We start from the raw sequence: 20,761 nt of genomic DNA on the forward strand, positions 1-20,761 counted from the left end.
GTGATCATGAGAAAAATTAAAGCCATAAAATATATAGGAATTCTATTGTTAGGTATTGCCTTTGCAAGTTGTGAAGATTCCTTGGATTTGCAACCAATTTCTGAAGAGACAGTGGATAATGCATATGCTACTGGAACTCAACTTGAAGCAGCGTTAACAGGAGTGTATGAATCCTTCCAATCAAATGATTACTACGTGTGGGATAAAATACTTTTTGAAGATGTACGCTCAGATAATCATTATGCTGGGGGAGATAATCCACAGATATTCGAAATTGATAATTTAAATATATCAACAACTAATGATAGGGTGTTTAATGCATGGTCTGCCATATATAATGCAATTTCCAAAGCTAACCTGGTAATTGAAAGAGCACCACTTATTGAAAGGGATATAACAGATGAACAAAGAAGGCAGTTTGAAGGGCAGGCACTTTTCTTAAGAGCCTATCATTATTTCAATCTGGTAAAACTTTGGGGTGGAGTTCCGCTTATTACTGAAACTGTAAAAAGTGTTGCTCCCGGAGATGTTAGGTTACCAAGAAATAGCGCAGAGGAAGTTTACAATCAAATAATAACAGATCTCGAAAATGCATTGGATCTTTTACCTCACACCTATGGGAATGATGCCAGTGTAAATAAAGCACGGGCTACTAAAGGAGCTGCCAATGCACTACTTGCCAAGGTTCACGCTCAAAGGCCTAATCCAAATTATGGGGCAGTTCTTGAACACGCTAATGCAGTAATTAATAGTCCTGCAGGGTATTCCTTATTGAGTAATTATGATTTGCTTTTCAACGGCAATAATTATAATAATCAGGAATCAATTCTTGAAATTCAATATTTAGGTGGAGATGAAGGAACCTGGGGGCCACAAATGCATTTACCGCCATCTGTAAGCGGGGATACCTGGAGGAAATTTGTTACACCTTCCAAGGATCTTGTAGAAGCTTTTGATTCTGAAGGTGATGATGTTCGAAAGAATGCTACTATGTTATTCGAAGCAGTGCCCTGGATTGATGAGTACTGGGGAAATTCTGTAAACAGCCAGGTACCTTTTGCATATAAATGGAGGAATGCAAGTGGTTGGGCAAGTGCAGATAATGATTACATACTGCGTCTGGCAGATATTATTCTCTTAAAAGCCGAGGCTTTAAATGAACTTGGTCAACCTGCAGAAGCCGCTGCCCAGGTCAATATTATAAGAAATCGTGTAAGTCTTCCAGACTTGGAAAATGATATTTCCGCTTCAGTTAATTCAATGCGAGCCGCTATCTTAAAAGAAAGAAGGCTGGAACTGGCTCAGGAGGCACAGAGATGGAGTGATCTTGTTCGATATGGCGTTATGGTGGAAACGATGAATAGTGTAGATGATATTGATTTGAGGACTAACCAACCGGTTAATTATAACGCATCTCAAACAGATGTCCTACTTCCAATTCCTCAAAATGAGATAAATCGTAATCCACAATTGACTCAAAACCCTGGTTACTAATACAAGGAAGTATGACAAATTTCAAAACTATATTGTTGGCTACAGGAATTGGGCTTCTTGCTCTATCTTGTACCAATGATGACCAGCCAACTTACAAGCCGCCCACCTCTCCTTCACCGCCTGTAGGTGAGGTGGTAGGTAGTGCCGGGCTTTGGGTAACAAATGGTGCCCAGACCAAGCTCCTAAGTAAACAGGAAGACCTCGAAATTATTGACAATGTAGAAACTTCTTATCCTTCTATTACAATTGATCCAGGTCAGCGGTTCCAGGAAATAGAAGGCTTTGGAGCTGCCCTTACCGGCTCCTCTGCCTTTCTAATAAACCGAATGGATAATGCCCCAAAAAATGCACTCCTTTCAGATCTCTTTCATCCAGAAAATGGTATTGGAATAAGTTACTTGAGAATGACAATAGGAGCATCAGATTTTTCTTTAAGCAATTTCACCTATAATGATATGCCGGCAGGGGAAGAAGATCCCGATCTAATTAACTTTTCTATAGCTGAAGACGAGAAACATGTCGTACCGGTGTTTAAAAGCATATTGCAGATCGCGCCAGATATGAGGATTATGGGCAGCCCCTGGAGCGCACCTGCATGGATGAAAGCTAATCAATCATTAAATGGAGGTAATCTTAGGCCAAGATGGTACGATGTATATGCTGAATATTTTGTAAAATATATAGAGGCTTATGCTGCTCACGGTATTGTAATAGATGCCATTACTCCACAAAATGAGCCACTTCATGAGGCAGGTTACCCTACAATGAGAATGGAGGCACCGGTGCAGGCAGAATTCATAAAAAATAGTCTTGGCCCTACATTCGAAGAGAATAATATTAGCACAAAGATAATAGCATACGATCATAATTTTGATAGGCCAGATTATCCCATTTACATTTATGAAGATGCGGAAGCTTCAAGGTATGTAGATGGAGCAGCCTTTCATGCTTATGCAGGAGATGTTTCTGCAATGAGTACGGTTCACACAGCCTTTCCAGACAAGAACCTTTATTTCACAGAGATATCGGGGGGGAATGGGCTACGAGTTTTGAAGACAATCTCATGTGGAATACTAAAAACATCACAATGGGAGCTACCAGAAACTGGTCAAAAAATGTTGTTTTTTGGAATCTTGCCCTGGATGAAAATTATGGTCCAACTAATAACGGATGCCAGGATTGTAGAGGTGTGGTCACTATTACATCCTCGAATCAAATTGAGAAAAATGTGGAGTATTATGCAATAGGTCAATTTTCCAAATTTGTTCGACCGGGCGCATACCGTATTGGTTCCACAAATTTTGAATCAAATACTGGGTTGAGCAACGTGGCATTTGAAAACCTGGATGGTTCAAAAGTACTTGTAATTCTTAATGAATCATCATCAACAAGAAATTTTTCTGTAATAATTGAAGGTAACAGTTTCTCTGCTCAAATAGATCCCAGGGCAGTTGCAAGTATTGTTTGGGAATAATTAATAAGAACAAAATCAATATAAAATGAAAAAAATTAAAATACTTCTTTGTGCTTTTATTGCACTTGGCTTTTTGTATTCCTGTGAAGAGGAAGATAATATGGCAGCAATTGGTGAGTGGGATTTGAGTGAACCTGTACTTGAGCTCTCAAATTCCAATATCATTTTAAATGAAACCATACCCGGTGAAAGTTTTGAATTTTCATGGGAACCTGCAGTTTCAAGTGAGCGTTACCAGGTGCGATATACCCTGGTGATAGATACAGTGGGTAGTGATGATTATAACTCGCCTATTTTAAGTAAGGTTTCCGGAAATGGTGGAAGGGAAACTTCAGCATCTTTTACCGCATCAGAGATTGACCAGGCTCTATCCTTTGCCGGTTATGAAGCCGGGGCAGAATCAAATGTTGAGATAGCAGTTATTGCGACCAGCATTGACAAACAAGCTGTGGATGCTCAGGAATTATCTGTTACCCGTTTTGAAACCGAGTATAAACCTCAAAATTTATACTTAAGTGGTGTGGGTACTGAGGCAGGGACAAATCTTGCTGATGCTATTCCATTTAGAGCACTTAACAATGCAGATGGACAATTAACTTATAGATTTGAAACTTACACTCAATTGGAAGCCGGCCAGGGTTTCAGAATATACAGTAATCCGGGAATGCCTGCACATATATATGGTGGAAATGATGGAGAGTTGGTTAAAAATGGAGGAGCAATTAGTGTTGCTGAAAGTGGAGTATACAGGTTAACCATAGATCTGGAGACAGAAACTTATGAGCTGCTAAAAATAGACAGGTTAGGAATTGTAGGGGACGTTATTCCTGACGGCTGGGGTGGAGATGAAGCTTTGGAATATACAGGTAATGGAACCTGGAAAAGTGAAATGTCCCTGCAGGAGGGAGGATTCTTATTCCGTCTAAATGGCGACTGGGGCTACCTGTTTAAAAGGATTCAGGGAACTCAGGATAGATTATATATGGAATCCCAGGCCGGGGATGCAGGAATTCAAATTGAAGATATTCCATTATCAACTGCCGGAAATTATATCATCACTGTAGATCTTTCTGGTGATACCTATACTTATTCATTAGAAAGAGAAGCGGTTGTTAGCAATCCCCCTTCAGAAACACCTGAGAATCTTTATTTGTTATCCAACGGAGAGACCGTAGCAACCTTTGAAAAGGATGGAGATGTGTTCCGCTCCGTGACGTATATCGCTTTGCAGGCCTCTGCCAGTTATCAGTTGAATAGTGCTGAGGATGGTTCAGGAACAGCTTATTCCTTAAATGGAATGATTGGAGACACCTCAAATCCAGATGGAGATTCCGCAGCAGGAAGTATTCCACTTGTGGAAGGCGAGGATGATATCGCAGTTGCAAGGGACCAGGCTTACCTTTTAAACTTTAATTTTGAGTCTGGAAGTTTAAGTTGGAAATATTATAACATTAAACTTTTCCATTGGAGTAATTGGGATGATAGGGATGAGTTTCTAATGACCTATGTACATCCTTACAAGTTCACCACCACTCAGCCTTTGGAAGCAGGTTATGAGATGAAATTTAATTCCCCCTGGGATATCCAATTTGGTGCAGATGATCCTTCAGCAATGTCCGGAACTATGACAAATGCAGGCGACAGTTCGAATTTTGTTAATATAACAAGCTCCGGAACATATACCGCAAATATTGAAGTTTCTGAGGATTATCAAACCGGAACCTACGAATTTATAGCAGAGTAATTAGCCTAATTTTAATCCAGTGAAGCTGCCGGGAATAATCTCCGGTAGCTTCCTTATACCCTAACTATGCAAATTTTTTATTCAAAATCGTTCAAAACACTTATGGTGTTCGCGATTGTTTCAGTATTTATCGCTTGTGAAGAAAATAATAACAAAACAGAAAAAGCGGAATTATGGCTTACCACTCTGGATCAACAATCTTTATTGAAACGATCTGAAATTAATATAAACAGTACAGAAGAAACAGAGGCTCACGCCACAATAAATATTGATACCTCTACAACTTTTCAGAAAATAGATGGCTTTGGTTATACCCTTACAGGTGGAAGTGCAATGCACATCAATGCTATGAGTGATAATGCAAAAACAGATCTAATTCAGGAATTATTTGGAACGAGCGAAGGAGATTTAGGAGTAAGTTATTTGAGATTAAGCATTGGAGCGTCAGACCTTGATGAGACAACCTTTTCTTATAATGACCTGCCGGAAGGGGAAACAGATGAATCTCTTGAAAGATTTAGCCTTGCCTATGACACCCTTCATTTAATTCCGGTTTTAAAGAAAATTCTTGAAGTTTCCCCCGATATTAAAATTATGGGATCACCCTGGTCCCCACCAACCTGGATGAAAGATAATAATGATACACGGGGAGGAAGTTTAAAGAAAGAATTCTATCCGGCCTATGCAAATTACTTCGTGAAATACATTGAGGCAATGGCAGAGGAGGGGATTACAATTGATGCCATTACCGTTCAAAATGAGCCACTACATCCGGGTAATAATCCAAGTTTACTGATGGAAGCAGAAGACCAGGCGGACTTTGTAAAAAATCATTTAGGGCCAGTCTTTGAGCAGAATGGAATTGCTACAAAAATCATTCTTTACGATCATAATGCAGATAGACCAGATTATCCAATTTCTATTTTAGACGATCCGGAGGCGGCAAAATATATAGATGGTTCAGCTTTTCATTTATATGGAGGTACGATTGATGCTTTATCTCAAGTTCACGAAGCTCATCCAGATAAGAATATATATTTCACCGAGCAATGGGTAGGAGCTCCCGGAGATTTTTCCAAGGAAATGACCTGGCACATTGAGAATCTTATCATTGGCGCACCTCGAAACTGGAGCCGGAATGTACTGGAATGGAATCTTGCTGCAGATGAAAATCAAAAACCTCATACAGACAGAGGTGGATGTGATCGTTGTCTTGGAGCAATTACAATCACAGGAGACGACGTTACCCGTGAACCAGCCTATTATATTATTGGACAGGCTTCCAAATTCGTTCGTCCGGGATCTGTACGCGTAGCTTCAAATGAACCTGATAATTTACCGAATGTGGCTTTTAAAACGCCAGAGGGAAAGACAGCAGTGATCATTCAGAATAAAGCTGAAGAAGAAAGAACAGTTAAAGTGGATTTAAGTGGAAAAGAAGTTCTTGTAACTCTTCCTGCAGGTGCTGTGGGAACCCTGGTATTATAAAGATGAAAATAAGACAACTTGTATTGATATGCAGCTTCCTGGTTTTAAATCTTGGTGCTGTGGTGGCACAGGATCAACAACGACTTGATAAGGAAGAAATCAACGCTCGTGCCCAGGAACTTTTGGATAAAATGACGCTGGAGGAAAAGGTAGGCCAAATGACCCAGGTTACACTTGATGTTATTGGGGAAGGGGAGAATCGATTTTCCAGCTATGAGCCGTTTAATTTGGATAAAGACCTTTTAAAAAAGGCGATTAAGGAATACAAGGTGGGCTCTTTTTTAAATACAGCCAATAATAGAGCGTTAACTAAGGAAAAATGGTATTCCATTATTAGTGAAATTCAGGAAACTAATACAAAAGAAAGTAGGCTAAACATTCCTATTATCTATGGAGTAGATGAAATTCACGGTGCAACCTATACTGCGGGAGCAACAATGTTTCCTCAACAAATAGCTCAGGCTGCAAGTAGGAATCCGGAGCTTGTGGAACAGGGAGCTGCAATTACTGCGTACGAAACCCGCGCAAGTGGTATTTCCTGGAATTTTTCACCTGTACTGGATTTGGGAATGGACCCTCGCTTTTCCCGTATGTGGGAATCTTTTGGGGAAGACCCATATTTAACTTCTGTCCTGGGAGTGGCAATGATAGATGGTTATGAAGGAAAAGATAATAATATAGGGCATCCGGAGCATCTTGCTTCCAGTTTAAAACACTTTTTAGGATATCATGCGGTTACATCCGGGAAGGATCGTACCCCCGCTTATATCCCTGAGGATGCATTACGCGAATATCATTTACCACCCTTTAAGGCAGCCATAGATGCGGGAGCACATACCATTATGGTAAATTCAGGTATCATCAATGGGGTACCCGTTCATGCCAATTATGACCTGCTTACTACAATGCTAAAGGAAGAATTAAATTTTGAAGGCCTGGTAGTAACAGATTGGGCAGATATTGAAAACCTTCATAGAAGGGATCGTGTAGCCGCAAGTGATAAGGAAGCCATTAAAATGGCAATAAATGCCGGAGTGGATATGTCTATGGTGCCTTATGAATATGAACGTTTCTTTGATAATTTAGTAGAGCTTGTTAATGAAGGTGAGGTTGCTGTAGAACGTATAGATGATGCTGTACGCCGAATTCTTAAGGTGAAAATAGCACTCAATTTATTTGAGACCCCTGTAACCCATTATGAGAACTATCCAAAATTTGGAAGTAAAGAATTTGAGCAGTCAGCATATAATATGGCTGCAGAGGCAATTACCTTATTGAAAAATGAGGATAACATTCTTCCTTTAAAGAAAACTGCCAAAGTACTGGTTACCGGTCCAAATGCCAATTCAATGCGTACCCTTAATGGGGCCTGGACCTACTCCTGGCAGGGTGAAAAAACAGAGGAGTTTGCTGAAGATTATAATACTATACTTGAGGCGGTTCAAAATGAAATAGGAAAGACTAACGTAACCTTTGTTCCCGGCGTGAGCTATATTATGGAGGGGAAATATTACGAAGATGAGAAAGATCAATTTGAGGAAGCTATTGCTGCTGCTGATGGTGTGGATTACATTTTATTATGTGTTGGAGAGAATACTTATACGGAAAAACCAGGTGACTTAAACGATCTATATCTAAGTGATAACCAAACAGAACTCGCGAAGAAACTGGCAGCTACAGGTAAACCAGTAATTTTGATCCTAAATGAAGGCCGTCCCAGGATCATAAGTAAATTTGAAAAGGAAATCCAGGGGATCATACAAACGTATTTACCGGGTAACTATGGTGGAGATGCTGTGGCCGATGTAGTTTTTGGAGATGTAAATCCATCAGGCAAACTTCCTTATAATTACCCAAGATATCCTAATGCCTTGATCCCTTATATCCATAAGCACTCAGAAGAGCAAACTGCGGCTGAAGGGGTATATAATTATGAAGCGGACTATAGCCCACAATTTTCTTTTGGGTACGGTTTAAGCTATACTACTTTTGAGTTTAGCGATCTTACAATAGATAAAGAATCCATTGGCAGAACCGGAAATATTAACGTGGAGGTCAAAGTGACAAACACCGGCAAAAGAAAAGGAAAAGAAGTAGTGGAATTATTTTCTTCCGATCTTTATGCTACAGGAATCACTCCCGATGTAAAACGATTAAGACGATTTAAGAAGATCGAATTAGAACCCGGCGAAACTCAAGTCGTATCTTTTATCTTAAATGCTGAAGATCTTGCCTACATAAACAGGGATGGGAAAGCTTTTGTTGAACCCGGGGAGTTCGAACTAATGATAAAAGATTTGAAAGTTTTATTTGAGGTTTTGGATTAGGATTTTGAATTAATTAATTAAAGGAAACCCCAGGTGAATAATCATCTGGGGTTTTTATTTTAGGCCATAGCATATTTTCAATTTATAGTATAAATCTCCAGGAGTAGTATTCAGGAATCTAAAAACTTCTTTGCAAATCGATTGAATATTTATCCAATAAAGAGCCTCCTTCGAATGGATATATTTCTTTAATTTCAGGGTTTTCTGAGCTGTAATGAAATTCTACAAAAAACCGGTCAACCGAATAGAGAATTTTCTCTTCATTGTTATCCTTATCATTCATTTCAACAATTTTTCCAATTGTAAAAATTACATTCAATTGTTCCTGTTCTGGTAAAGCTTTAAACTCATACAAGGTTATTCTATTTGGCATATACTTTAATTAATAGTTGAAGGGAACTATAATTTTAAATGTACTACCTGGGAACTAAAGGCGCAAATTCGTCAAAGTTAATTTTTTGTTTAAAAAGTTTATTATCAGTATTATAAATTGTGAGATTGTGGGTTTTTGTATGGAGGATATATATTCTTACTGGAGGAATAAGCAACAGTACTTGAAAATAGTACAGGGAATAGAATTTCAATTTATTTAATAGAATAAGAACACCACCCAACATACCACCCCCACAACAAGCGACACACTAACTCCTATCAAAAACCCCATCAAAAAGTTATACCGCAGCTCCTGCTTTATGAAAGTCTTCGGAATATAATATTTATGTAATTCTTCCCGCATAAATCAAAAGTAGGGCAGAAGGGATTCAGTCTTTTACGGGTTTCCGTAATACGGCAGTTTTTTTTCAAAATTGTTTACTCTTTCTTCTTATCTGTTCCTGTAAAATCAAAAATATTCCTACTTTTAAGACCACGTTAACAAAACCAACCGGCAAGCGCATCCCTACCACGCTGTTTGTCTTTAAACAACCCCCATTTCTGCATGCAGACGGAACAGGCAATTAATTCAGGGAATCCCAATATACTTAGGCCCCGCAAGGCACTCAACAAAGCTTTTTTAAAGGTAAAACCCAACCGGTCACAGATCGAGCAGTTCAAGGAGAACCTTATTCAGTTACTGGACAGGACCAATGAGACCGAGAGTGAGGAGTTCCATAAGAATCTGGTGACAGATTTTTTGAAGAAGACATATTACGATCCCAACCACTTTATCAACACAAAGGGCAGGAACGACCTGGTGATCCATAACGGGAACAAGGCGAAGACCAGCGTGGGTGTTATTGTGGAAACCAAGAAACCTACCAACCGGGCAGAGATGCTTAGTCGGGAGAAGGTCAATGTGAAGGCGTTCCAGGAGCTGGTGCTGTATTACCTCAGGGAGCGTATCACGCACAAGAACCTGGAGGTGAAATATGTGATCGCCACCAACATCCACGAGTGGTTCATCTTTGACGCCAATATCTTTGAAAAGGCCTTTGCGCAGAATAAAAAGCTGGTGAGTCAGTTTACCGACTTTGAGGCCGGAAGGCTGGCCGGGAAAACCACCGATTTCTTTTATAAGGAAATAGCTGAACCTTTTATTGCTGAAGTACAGCAGGAGGTAGAGTTCACGCATTTTGATATCCGGAATTATGAAAAACCGCTTCGGAATAACAATCCGAAAGATGACAATAAGCTGATAGCTTTGTACAAACTGCTGTCGCCGGAACATTTGCTAAAGCTTCCTTTCACTAATGACAGCAATAGCCTGGATAAGCGTTTCTATGGCGAACTTTTGCACATCATAGGCCTAACCGAAACCAAACAGGGTGGGAAGAAATTGATAGAACGCCAAAAGGAAGGTCAGCGTAATACCGGCTCCTTCCTCGAGAATGCCATCATTCAGCTGGACAGTATGGATAAGATAGGCAGGCTGGAGAATCCGTCGCAGTTTGGGGAGACCCAGCAGGAACGGCTTTTTAATGTGGGGCTGGAGCTTAGCATTACCTGGCTCAACAGGATCCTTTTCCTTAAGCTGCTGGAAGCCCAGTTGCTTACCTATCAAAAGGGCGACAAATCTTACGAATTCTTAAGCCTGAACAGGATCGCTAACTACGACGATCTCAACAGCCTCTTCTTCCAGGTGCTGGCGCGAAAACATTCTGAAAGGAATGAAGATGTAAAAGCCCTTTTTGAAAAGGTACCCTATCTCAATTCCTCGCTATTTGAGCCGACAGATATTGAGCATAGCACCCTTTTTATAAGCAACCTCCGGGACGATAAAACCTTACCTATCTACAGCGCCACGGTGCTTAAGAATAAGAAAGGGAAAAAGCGCAGCGGTGAGCTCAACGCCCTGGAATATTTATTTGAGTTCCTCAACGCCTACGACTTTAGCAGTGAAGGCGGGGAGGCCATACAGGAAGATAACAAGACCCTCATCAACGCCTCGGTGCTGGGGCTTATTTTTGAAAAGATCAACGGCTATAAGGACGGTTCTTTCTTCACGCCCGGCTTTATCACCATGTATATGTGCCGCGAGACCATCAGGAAGGCGGTGGTGCAAAAGTTCAACGAAGCAAAGGGCTGGAACTGCAAGGACCTGGATCAATTGTATGATCGTATAGAAGACCGCAAGGAAGCCAATGAGCTCATCAACAGCCTTAAGATCTGTGATCCCGCGGTAGGCTCAGGCCACTTTTTGGTCTCGGCGCTTAATGAGATGATCGCCATCAAGAACGACCTGAACATCCTGCAGGACCGCACCGGCAGGAGGCTTAAGGAATACCAGGTGGAAGTGGTGAACGACGAACTTATTGTGACAGATGAGGACGGGGAGCTTTTTGAATACAATCCCACCGCCAAAGAAAGCCAGCGTATACAGGAAACCCTGTTCCACGAGAAGCAGAAGATCATTGAGAACTGCCTTTTTGGGGTAGATATCAACCCGAATTCGGTTAAGATATGCAGGCTCCGACTCTGGATCGAACTTTTAAAAAGTGCCTACTACAAGAGCGACGTCAGTTCGAGTGTCCCGACAGGGACGTATCGAGAACCAGGAGCGGTTTGGGAACTCGAAACACTGCCCAATATCGACATCAACATCAAATGCGGAAATTCCCTCATTAGCCGCTTCGACCTGGATGCCGACTTAAGCAAGGCGCTTAAGGACAGTAAATGGAACATAGACAGCTACCGCAACGCGGTGGACACTTACCGCAATGCCCACAACAAGGAGCAAAAGCGGGAGATGGAGAAGATCATTCACGACATCAAAAATGATTTTAGAAGCGAGATTTCCGGCAACGACCCCAAGGTAAAACGCCTTCAAAAAGTAAAAGGCGAAATTTTTCTATTGACCAATCAAACCCAGATGTTTGAAATGTCAAAACGAGAAAAAGCCGCCTGGAACAAAAAGCTGGACAAGTTCTCCAAGGAAAGCAAAAAACTCGAAGCCGAGATCCGGGAGATCAAGGACAACAAGATCTATGAAAATGCCTTTGAGTGGCGGTTCGAGTTTCCGGAAGTGCTGGATGACAACGGGGATTATGTGGGGTTTGAGGTGGTGATTGGGAATCCGCCTTATGTCCAATTACAAAGTATTAAGGAAGAATCTAAACAGTATAAGAAATTAGATTTTAGGACTTATACAAGCATGGGTGATATATATGCTTTGTTTTACGAAAGAGGTAACCAAATTTTAAGAAATGAAGGGGTTCTATGTTTTATTACTGGAAGTGCATGGATGCGGACCAATTATGGACAAAATTTAAGGACTTACTTTAATACACAAACTTCTTTATTGCAAATAATTGATTTGTCTGATTGTGATATTTTCGATAGTGCGACAGTTCTTACGTCAGTTGTAACTTTTCAAAAGACCGAAAAAACTAAATCAATAAGAGCGATTCGCTTTACACGCAAAGACCAGGATAAATTGAATGATATTAAAGATGTATTTGATAAAGAACATACTGTAGTAAAATCTTTTCCAGATACATCTTGGGTAATTGCGGATCAGGCCACCCATGATATCAAAAGGAAGGTTGAGTTGCAAGGGAAAAAGATAATCGATTGGGGTGTAAAAATAAATAGAGGAATTTTAACAGGATATAACGACGCATTTATAATTGATGGTAAAACAAAACAGGAGCTTATTGAAAATGATCCTAAAAGTAAAGAAATTATAAAACCTTTACTGCGAGGTCGAGACGTAAAAGAATATTATTACGAATTTCAAGATCTATGGTTGATAGGCACTTTTCCAAGTAGAGATTTAAACATTGGAGAGTTTCCAGCCATAAGGGATTATCTGAAGACTTTCGGGAAAAGGATTGACCAAACAGGCGAAAAAGGTTGTAGAAAGAAAACTTCTGGAAAATGGTTTGAAACCCAGGATTCAATTGCATATTGGGAAGATTTTGAAAAACCAAAAATCATATACCCAAACATGACAAAGTTTTTACCGTTTACTTTTGATAAAGAGGGATTTTATACAAACCAAAAATGTTTTATCCTGACAGGGAATAATTTAGAATACTTAGTTTCCTTTTTCAATTCAAAACTTTTCAAATTTTGCTTTGAAGAAAATTTCCCAGAACTGCAAGGAAATACCAGAGAATTAAATAAAGTGGTTTTCGAACAAATCCCTGTAAAACCAGTAGATAATGAAAATCTATTCATTGATAAAGTAAATCAAATCCTTGAATTAAAGAAAGAAAATCCTGCAGCAGACACTTCTTTCTTAGAAACAGAAATTGATCAGCTTATTTACCGGCTTTATGGTTTGACGGAGGAGGAGATTACCATAGTAGAAGGTTCATAAAAAAGCAAAGTTTTCAAGGCGATTTTTAGAACTCTTAATTTTTAATAAAAAGAGGCGAGCACATTGGGATTATTCAAAATCTAAATAATATAGATGGTACCAAACAAAGTTACAATAAAAGGATTTAAAAGATTTAAGAATATCAATGTCAGCTTAGACCGGCAGTTACTCGCATTAGTTGGTGCTAACGAAGCGGGTAAAAGTTCTTTTTTAGAAGCTTTGGTATCCATTGAAAATAACAAACCCTATACAGCAACTGAACTTACCAAAGATTTAGAACCATCAGCTAGCCATCAAGTAGTTACAGTTCTATATCTTTTGAATAAAACGGAAATTGCGGAATTAAAACAATTTAATGGTGTAGGCACCCCTCGATTCTTTCAAATATCAAAAGATGTTAGTGGCAAATTTACTTATGAGATAATTGGAAATATTACTCGCGATACAACAATGCGCACAAGATTATCAAAAACCATTTTAAATATCTTAAAAAAGAAATCTCTACAAAAAGCTTTAGATAGAAATTTTATTCCAAATGCTATTCCTAACACAAAACTGCCTGAAACCTCATTAGGCGAACTATTAAAAAAAATTGAAGGTGGTTTAAGTAAAGCGCCTGATAATCTACCCCAGGAAATATTACAAAATAGTCAGAAAATTATTGATTTCTTCGATGAGGATCCTAAGTACATTAATAAGCTAAATACTCCAATTTTTGATGAGCTGATAGGCCTACTTGAGAAATTTATAGATGTAGAATCAGAACAGCATCCCAAAACGTTATTTCTAAAATTTTGTCAAGAGAGAAGACCTGTCTTTACAATTTTCTCAAGTGAACAGAGGTTCCTTAAAAATATTTATCCCCTTGCAGAACTAAAAACACCTAGTAAAGCTCTTTTAAATCTGTTGTTGATCGCCAAAGTGGAATTACAGGAATACTTAAAGGCAATTCAGAAAAAGGACTATCCAAAATTATCTCAATTTAATGATCTAGCTAATAGTAATCTCAAAGAAACCTTCAGTGCTGCTTGGTGTCAATCTGATGTGTATCCAAGATTGTCATTTGATTCTGATTCTATAAAAATAAATATAGTTTCATCTAATAATTATACTTGGGTTTCTTCTAGAAGTGATGGTTTAAAACAATTTATAGCTTTAATGGCATTTCTATCCTTACGAAATCATGAAATACCACCAGTTCTAATGATTGATGAAGCTGAAATTCATCTTCATTACGCGGCACAAGCGGACCTCATACAGGAATTTGAAAGTCAAAAACTGGTTAATTCTATTATTTATACCACTCATTCTGCAGGATGTTTGCCGAGTGATTTAGGTACAGGAATTCGCGGGGTAGAGCAGGTAATGAAGGAAGGAAAAGATACAGGCTATAGTACTATAAGAAATTCGATCTGGAAAAATACCGGTGGATTTTCACCCATTCTTCTCGCAATGGGTGCTAATATTATCGCTTTTACTTTAGCTAGAAAAGCTATTATAGCGGAGGGTCCATCGGAGACAATTCTTCTTCCCAGATTATTTCGGGAGGCTATACAAAAGGATTATTTAGATTTCCAGGTCGCACCTGGAATAGCCACTATTTCACCAGACAAAGCATTAACGTTTGAATTAGAAGCTGCGAAAGTTGTTTACTTAGTGGACGGTGATAAAGGAGGAGCCGATAATAGAAGAAAATTAAAATCTGCGGGAATCTCAGAAAGTAAAATTTTTCAGCTTTATAAGGATTGTTCCCTTGAAGATTATGTTGAAGCCCAGGTTCTTTTCGATGCCGTTAATGAAGAATTGAAGAAATCAGGGAAGAAAGAAATTTTAACGAAGGAAATTCCCCACGGTGAAAGGCTGGAATATCTTTCTTCCGAAAGTAGGAAACAAGGTGTTGAAATAAGTAAAGTTAGAATTTCAGAAAATATTGCAAAAAGACCGAGTGATGAATTAATACTGGATCACGAAATGAAGGAATCACTTCAGCTTTTATATCACAATATACTAAGTGAATTAAACTAATAATCAATTCCTGAGTTTGACTGAGGAAGAATCACAAGTAAATTTCAAACAATTAATTATGACTAAAGCAGTATAAATCACATTAAAGAACGTTAATGGAACACACGACGTTACAAGAGTAAATGACTTTAAAGAACTGAATAACCATTTAAGTGATGGGTGGAAGGTAAAGACTGTTGATTTTATAAATTCTAATACAACAGCTTCATTTACGGCTATTTATCTTATCGAAAAAGGGTGAAGTTTTATATTTTATTTTAATTTCTCCAGTTTCGTGAGTTTTAATGACAACAGCTGTGTGAAGTCTCATGACCTCGCGACTGCTACAAATAGGAAAGAAGGTTTGAGCGTCTTGAATTCTGCTGATTTCTTGTTACGATTGGTTAGTAGTAATTTGGGATTTAGGTTTCGACGCGATTCATTTAAATGTTGGGAGACGTTGGGGCATATAAGGTTAATAAGATGCTAATGGTAGCTCAAAGTCATAAGACTTAGCGCAGCGGGGGAAGAAGAAAAGGACTTATTGTTATTCCGGAAAGAACAGGAATAGGAAAATATAAAAATATATTATATCACAACTTGAGCATAATATTTAGAGAATTTGGAGAAAATAAATAATAAAGACACATTTTTTAATTGGATAACTCAAGAGGATCAAGAGCATAGCAATAAGACATTTCGATATAACAATTATTTTGTTAAAAATGGGATGTTATATGTAAGTGAATTAACTCTCGATACAATTACAATTTTTACTAAGAATTTTGAAAGCACGGAATTCGAGAATTGCTTATTTTTTAATTGTGATTTTCATAGTTCGATTATGATGGCGTGTATATTCAAAGGCAGCAGATTCATTAATTGTAAATTTTCTCAATCTAAATTCTTAGATTCCGATTTAATAAACTGTGTATTTGAAAGCTGCACAATATTAGGACTTGAATGGGCTGACGTTATTGCCCAAAACGTGCATTTCAATAGTTGCCCAGAAATGCTCGATTTATCTTTAAGAGGCTTTGGTAAAAGAGAAATTAATTTTTCAGAATGTTATTTGCATCACCTAGATATAGAACCAATTGAAAATCATAGTTTAGAAGCGAAGGGAGAGGTCGAAGTAATTAATTTTTATGATTGCATAATTAAAGAATCTAGCTTTGATCGAGTCAATTTATCCAAAAGTAAATTCATCGAATGCAATTTATCGTTAATTCAATTTTCAGCTTGTGAATTTGGCGTTAATACATTCCTTTCTTCAAATGAAACGCCGGGGAATGAATTTAATATGATTGATATTAGAACAATATTAAATTCACCGCCCATTGACAGAAAAGTATTAGAAACAATTTTCGGTATAAACAGCGTTGATATAAAAGAATACCTAATTGATTTGACAACTGAAATACAATTTCAATCTATATTCATTTCATATAGTTTTGCAGACAAAAAGTTCGCAAAATCAATTAATGAAACTCTACAAAGAAGAGGAATAATGACCTTTCTTTGGGAATTAGATTCTCCAGGAGGAAAACCATTGAAAGATATAATGGTAGATAATATAAAAGAAAAGGACAGAATTTTATTTATTGCCTCAAAGGATTCTATAAAAAGTAGAGCTTGTCAATTCGAACTAACACAAGGAAGGAAAAAACAAGAAATGAGTTGGGAAGATGTTTTGTTTCCTATCCACATAGATAATTATCTTTTTGAAACCACAAAAGAAAGAATAAGACCGATTGAAGTTCAAGAGGAATACTGGCAAAACATCGAAGAACTTAAAAGATTAAATTCCTTAGATTTTAGTGAGTTTATAAATTCCAAAAATAGAGAAGAACGCAGTTTTGAGAAATTAATTCATCGTTTAATAAAAGGTCTCAGAAAATAACTATGCCCCCAGCTGCGCAAAGTCTGTCGCTGCGTGAGGTCTCATGACTTCGCGCCTGCTACAATTGGGAAAGAAGGATGAGCGTTTTTTAAGTCTCCTGACTTCATGTTACTATTGGGTTAGAACTGGGGTGGGAATTAGGTTTTAATGTGATTCGTTCAAACGTTAGGAAATCGAAGGTTCAACGAGGTTGTTTTTGATGAAATTAAAATAAAGTTAATATATTTCCCATAAAATTTTCTATTGGATACATTATTTGGAATTTTCATATTATTCGTTTGCCCTATTCTTTTTTTGTATCTATACGCTAAAGCAGGACGTTTTAGATGGCTTTTTTACGTGGCTTTTTTTGCAGGTGTTATCTGGTTATTTAATTCCTTGGAACCTGTTGACACCCATTTGGAGTCTCAGAGTTCGCAAAAAGTAGAGGAAAAAAGTACTTCCTTTAATAAGAAAAGTGAATTCAAAAATCAGTTAAACAAAGAATTAATTCCAATTGATAAACCATCTACATTTCGAACTTCCCAACCTAAGTTAAACAATAATTTCTATAAAAGTGACACTAAAGTTAGGGTTGGAGCTGTTTGCAACGACGGCACGACTAGTCAAGCAACTGGAAGCGGAGCGTGTTCTCATCACGGAGGTGTGGCTTATTGGCTTTATGAGTAATTTGATATGTGGCACTTTAGTTCCATACAGACTCCGGCTGCATGAAGTCTGTCGCTGCGTGAGGTCTCATGACCTCGCGTCTGCTACAGTTTTAAATGATTAATAATATAACTGGCCCAAAACAAGAACTAAAAAATCAAATTCCCCATGAACATTTTTAGAATATTATCTTCCAATGACGGTTCCATTAATGAACCTAATGTAAGTTCTTTTTTAGCTTATTTATTAGATCCCGGGGAAGACCACGGGATTTCCGGGTTGCTGCTTCAGGAGATCTTAAATGATATTACAGGAGCCAATAAGAGCTTTTTAGATAAAATACAGTATAGTAATAGAATCACCGACCTGTCCAAATATTCAGGTTACACCATAAATATACTGCCGGAATTATCTGTAAATATTGAGAAACAAGGGAAAAGACGTAGGAGGGATATTGATATTATAGTTGAGATAATTGATAATAAGAAAAACGAATTACTCTATTCCATTTGTTTAGAAAATAAAATAAGTGACTCTTCAATTATAAGGGACGGTTTGCAACTGGAAGAAGAACTATTGGGTTTACAGAATTATTATCTCGAAAGCGATCTTAAACCAGAGATCTATTTTGTTTATCTCACTCCAACCCCGTCGGAGATTTCAAGGGATTCCTTTGAAAAACTTAATTATGACAAAAAGTACCATTTATATTGGGATAACCACGAGAATTCTGTTTTCAATAAACTGCTCAAGATCTTTAACGACGAAAAGCAAGGCTTAATTGACCCAATAAACAACCAGTCATCCTATCTTATCAAATCATTTTTATCCTTTATAAAAACCCAGTTCAAGAGTTATATCGAGGAGAAAAGGGAGAAACTGGAGAAAAAGAATTACGGTAAACCCGTCATTGATCTTTTGAAAGATTTTGCAGCGACCTTGGATCCCAGTAAAGTATATGAGATTGATTTTTTGAAAAATGAATTTTCTGATTATGTTTTAGAAAAAACAGGAATAGAACTAATCCATTCTACTAGAAATGTACACATTTCCCTTTCCATTGTAAATGAAAAAAACAGGGGCCATTACAATGTAAAGAGACCAGATGATGACAGGAAAAATATATTTTTCTATTCAGATGATTCCAGAAAAAGGCTACGTTTATTTAATCCTGATTTTTACACAGAAGTTGAGGTGTTTTACAAAGGTGAAGATGGAATCGAGAGTGTGAAGGCAAAAGAAATTACCTGGCCTGATGTGAAATTATAATGACCGGTGAGATTTAAATTTGCAGATTTATCCGTTGGGAATTTTATTGGTATATTGTTAGTTCCTGTAAATGCAGCTAATCATGAAAAGGCTATTACCTATTATTTCCATAATATTCATCCTATCCTGCAGCAGTGATGAAGAAGGAATTACTAAAGAAGAAAGTTTAAATGAATATTCCTACTTTCTGGAATTAGACATCCCCCAATTTAAAGGTAATGTCAACGGCAGCTATATGATATACCAATTTGGACATAATACATATCAAATGGGTTCGTCATCGTGGAACCCAAAGGATGATCCTAAAGAACCAACTCGTAAGTCACTATTTGTTCTAAATCAGGAAAACGGAAATAATCAATTTGTAATTTCCACACCCACCTATGACTCATCATCTCCAGCAGAGGTAGATGAAGTATTTGGCACCGGAATAAAAAAATTAGGTCCGGGTCCGGATAATTTCTATATTCAAATAAGGAGTGGCAATTCCACATTTAAAATCTGTGAGGAGGAATCGGTCTATGAAATTGAAGTACTTAAATCAAAGGAAATCTTTGTTGATCATTCTGGGATTCAGTATATGAATGTGTGGTTTAAGATCGACAAAGTACACTCTGCTAATTGCTCAGGCGGCAACAGTTTCAATATCCAAAATGCCCTTATATTAGCTCAATTCGTTCAAAAGTAAAATTGTTGAGAAACTGTTATTCGAGATGCGATTGATATAGGTGAATCTTCGATTTCAGCACCACTACGGCTAATACATTCAATACCCGGCTGGAAAAGAAAAGGGCCTTTCCACTTTCCTACTGTTCATTGAGGGTAGTAACTAAAAGTGCACCGGCTTTACTTCAACAGGTTTTAAGATGAGACCTATATTTCCTGGGTTAAAAGATTAAAGCTCCTTCACCCAAATATTCCTGAACTGCACCAAACTGGAGGCACCCTGTAATTTTCCGGTTTTGGAATTTATTCCGCCGTGATGCTGTAAACCAATTGGCCCGGTCTTTACCATTGAAGGGTACAGGGCATTATCGATCACTGTAATGCCGTTAAGAATAACTGTGATGCGATCTCCTTTCACGGTAATATCATAAGAATTCCATTCTCCTACCGGTTGATCTGCTTTTTCTGAAGGTACTGCCGCTGCCCGTACTTCTGCCGGAAGGGATTCATCGGTTCTCACGCTCCAAAGCTCTCCTGAACCGACTGACCAGCACCACATTTGCACCTGCCCGGCACCTTTGATCAATATTCCTGAATCTGAATTTGGCCCCAGGGGTTCGATAATTTTACCATTTTCATCACGCAGGTACTCTCCTGAAGGTAAAATGGTTGGTAAAGGAAAGAGATGGTCTCCGTATCCCTTGAACCTCCATTCCACATGCAGTTTAAAATCTCCAAATTCTTCGGTGGTCCAGAGACTTTTGTCCCCTTCAGCTTCAGATCTGGCATCGTAATCGATCACCCCGTCTATAACATTCCAGTGGCCGCCATCTCCCTCAGGGATCTTCCAGCCGCTAAGATCTTTTCCATTGAATAAACTTCGGTATCCATCTTCTCCATAGACAGATTCCTGTGCAGTCGCGTTATTGGAAAAAGTAAATAATACTGCGACAAATGAGATCATTAAAGATTTTTTCATTGTAAT

14 protein-coding genes are annotated in these 20,761 nt (G+C 38.2%); 12 read left to right on the forward strand and 2 right to left on the reverse strand.

From position 1 onward, the window contains the following. The first annotated feature begins 6 nt into the window (after window positions 1-6). The 6 genes from FHG64_RS17795 to FHG64_RS17815 all read left to right on the forward strand — a co-directional run bounded on the left by FHG64_RS17795 (window position 7) and on the right by FHG64_RS17815 (window position 8,527). Window positions 7-1,494, forward strand: a complete 1,488-nt coding sequence (locus FHG64_RS17795) for a RagB/SusD family nutrient uptake outer membrane protein (RefSeq protein ID WP_139067650.1) — start codon at window positions 7-9, stop codon at window positions 1,492-1,494. Between the two features lie 11 nt (window positions 1,495-1,505). After that, window positions 1,506-2,741, forward strand: a complete 1,236-nt coding sequence (locus FHG64_RS17800; protein WP_218937527.1) for a glycoside hydrolase family 30 protein — start codon at window positions 1,506-1,508, stop codon at window positions 2,739-2,741. A gap of 80 nt (window positions 2,742-2,821) precedes the next feature. After that, on the forward strand, window positions 2,822-2,968 hold the full coding sequence (locus FHG64_RS19675) for a glycoside hydrolase family 30 beta sandwich domain-containing protein (protein ID WP_246054385.1): 147 nt from the start codon (window positions 2,822-2,824) through the stop codon (window positions 2,966-2,968). A 25-nt stretch (window positions 2,969-2,993) separates the two neighbouring features. Then, window positions 2,994-4,712 (forward strand): SusE domain-containing protein, encoded by a 1,719-nt coding sequence (locus tag FHG64_RS17805; RefSeq protein ID WP_139067651.1) that lies wholly within the window; start codon window positions 2,994-2,996, stop codon window positions 4,710-4,712. Between the two features lie 66 nt (window positions 4,713-4,778). Next, window positions 4,779-6,200 carry a glycoside hydrolase family 30 protein gene (locus FHG64_RS17810; RefSeq protein WP_139067652.1) on the forward strand — a complete coding sequence of 474 codons (1,422 nt, stop codon included), beginning with the start codon at window positions 4,779-4,781 and terminating at the stop codon, window positions 6,198-6,200. 2 nt (window positions 6,201-6,202) lie between these two features. Further along, window positions 6,203-8,527 (forward strand): glycoside hydrolase family 3 N-terminal domain-containing protein, encoded by a 2,325-nt coding sequence (locus FHG64_RS17815; RefSeq protein ID WP_174760410.1) that lies wholly within the window; start codon window positions 6,203-6,205, stop codon window positions 8,525-8,527. A 118-nt stretch (window positions 8,528-8,645) separates the two neighbouring features. On the opposite strand, the gene FHG64_RS17820 is transcribed toward FHG64_RS17815, so the two are convergent. Next, the gene (locus FHG64_RS17820; RefSeq protein ID WP_139067653.1) at window positions 8,646-8,900 is read right to left on the reverse strand and encodes a hypothetical protein; all 255 of its coding nucleotides are present in this window, start codon (window positions 8,898-8,900) and stop codon (window positions 8,646-8,648) included. Between the two features lie 564 nt (window positions 8,901-9,464). Between FHG64_RS17820 and FHG64_RS17825 the strand changes: the two genes are divergently transcribed. The 6 genes from FHG64_RS17825 (at window position 9,465) to FHG64_RS17850 (ending at window position 19,798) form a co-directional block, all read left to right on the forward strand. Beyond that, window positions 9,465-13,286, forward strand: a complete 3,822-nt coding sequence (locus FHG64_RS17825; protein WP_139067654.1) for a class I SAM-dependent DNA methyltransferase — start codon at window positions 9,465-9,467, stop codon at window positions 13,284-13,286. 93 nt (window positions 13,287-13,379) lie between these two features. After that, window positions 13,380-15,311, forward strand: a complete 1,932-nt coding sequence (locus FHG64_RS17830) for an AAA family ATPase (RefSeq protein ID WP_139067655.1) — start codon at window positions 13,380-13,382, stop codon at window positions 15,309-15,311. Between the two features lie 601 nt (window positions 15,312-15,912). Beyond that, window positions 15,913-17,193 (forward strand): toll/interleukin-1 receptor domain-containing protein, encoded by a 1,281-nt coding sequence (locus FHG64_RS17835; protein WP_139067656.1) that lies wholly within the window; start codon window positions 15,913-15,915, stop codon window positions 17,191-17,193. Between the two features lie 243 nt (window positions 17,194-17,436). Continuing rightward, on the forward strand, window positions 17,437-17,862 hold the full coding sequence (locus tag FHG64_RS17840) for a hypothetical protein (RefSeq protein ID WP_139067657.1): 426 nt from the start codon (window positions 17,437-17,439) through the stop codon (window positions 17,860-17,862). Window positions 17,863-18,009: 147 nt separating this feature from the next. Then, window positions 18,010-19,110 carry a PD-(D/E)XK nuclease family protein gene (locus FHG64_RS17845; RefSeq protein WP_139067658.1) on the forward strand — a complete coding sequence of 367 codons (1,101 nt, stop codon included), beginning with the start codon at window positions 18,010-18,012 and terminating at the stop codon, window positions 19,108-19,110. A gap of 82 nt (window positions 19,111-19,192) precedes the next feature. Beyond that, the gene (locus tag FHG64_RS17850) at window positions 19,193-19,798 is read left to right on the forward strand and encodes a hypothetical protein (protein WP_139067659.1); all 606 of its coding nucleotides are present in this window, start codon (window positions 19,193-19,195) and stop codon (window positions 19,796-19,798) included. A gap of 207 nt (window positions 19,799-20,005) precedes the next feature. On the opposite strand, the gene FHG64_RS17855 is transcribed toward FHG64_RS17850, so the two are convergent. Beyond that, complete coding sequence (locus tag FHG64_RS17855) at window positions 20,006-20,755, reverse strand: 3-keto-disaccharide hydrolase (RefSeq protein WP_168191386.1); 750 nt, start codon at window positions 20,753-20,755, stop codon at window positions 20,006-20,008. Window positions 20,756-20,761: the final 6 nt, after the last annotated feature.

Source organism: Antarcticibacterium flavum (assembly GCF_006159205.1).
In the GTDB taxonomy this organism is placed as follows: domain Bacteria; phylum Bacteroidota; class Bacteroidia; order Flavobacteriales; family Flavobacteriaceae; genus Gillisia; species Gillisia flava.

Coding starts and splice junctions, on each gene's coding strand:
- FHG64_RS17795 (WP_139067650.1), top strand. CDS start 7: ATGAGAAAAATTAAAGCCATAAAATATATAGGAATTCTATTGTTAGGT.
- FHG64_RS17800 (WP_218937527.1), top strand. CDS start 1,506: ATGACAAATTTCAAAACTATATTGTTGGCTACAGGAATTGGGCTTCTT.
- FHG64_RS17805 (WP_139067651.1), top strand. CDS start 2,994: ATGAAAAAAATTAAAATACTTCTTTGTGCTTTTATTGCACTTGGCTTT.
- FHG64_RS17810 (WP_139067652.1), top strand. CDS start 4,779: ATGCAAATTTTTTATTCAAAATCGTTCAAAACACTTATGGTGTTCGCG.
- FHG64_RS17815 (WP_174760410.1), top strand. CDS start 6,203: ATGAAAATAAGACAACTTGTATTGATATGCAGCTTCCTGGTTTTAAAT.
- FHG64_RS17820 (WP_139067653.1), bottom strand. CDS start 8,900: ATGCCAAATAGAATAACCTTGTATGAGTTTAAAGCTTTACCAGAACAG.
- FHG64_RS17825 (WP_139067654.1), top strand. CDS start 9,465: ATGCAGACGGAACAGGCAATTAATTCAGGGAATCCCAATATACTTAGG.
- FHG64_RS17830 (WP_139067655.1), top strand. CDS start 13,380: ATGGTACCAAACAAAGTTACAATAAAAGGATTTAAAAGATTTAAGAAT.
- FHG64_RS17845 (WP_139067658.1), top strand. CDS start 18,010: ATGAACATTTTTAGAATATTATCTTCCAATGACGGTTCCATTAATGAA.
- FHG64_RS17850 (WP_139067659.1), top strand. CDS start 19,193: ATGAAAAGGCTATTACCTATTATTTCCATAATATTCATCCTATCCTGC.
- FHG64_RS17855 (WP_168191386.1), bottom strand. CDS start 20,755: ATGAAAAAATCTTTAATGATCTCATTTGTCGCAGTATTATTTACTTTT.